Consider the following 467-nt stretch of genomic DNA (forward strand, 5'->3'; position numbering starts at 1 on the left):
ATCACTAAGACCTACTTTCGTACCTGCTCGACTTGTGGGTCTCGCAGTTAAGCGCGCTTTTGCCTTTATACTCTACGCGTGATTTCCGACCACGCTGAGCGCACCTTCGTACTCCTCCGTTACTCTTTAGGAGGAGACCGCCCCAGTCAAACTACCCACCAGACATGGTCCTCGCCCCAGATTATGGGGCAGAGTTAGATCCTCAACATTACCAGGGTGGTATTTCAAGGATGGCTCCAATGGAACTGGCGTCCCATCTTCATAGCCTCCACCTATCCTACACAAGTAAGGTCAAAGTTCAATGTCAAGCTGCAGTAAAGGTTCACGGGGTCTTTCCGTCTAGCCGCGGGTACACTGCATCTTCACAGCGATTTCGATTTCACTGAGCCTCTGCTGGAGACAGCGCCGCCATCATTATGCCATTCGTGCAGGTCGGAACTTACCCGACAAGGAATTTCGCTACCTTA

1 rRNA gene is annotated in these 467 nt (G+C 51.6%); it reads right to left on the bottom strand.

Going from position 1 to position 467, the window contains the following annotated elements:
* Window positions 1-467, bottom strand: a 23S ribosomal RNA gene (locus FXN70_RS11940); the annotation flags it as partial.

Source organism: Acinetobacter sp. MD2, from assembly GCF_035615575.1.
GTDB lineage: Bacteria > Pseudomonadota > Gammaproteobacteria > Pseudomonadales > Moraxellaceae > Acinetobacter.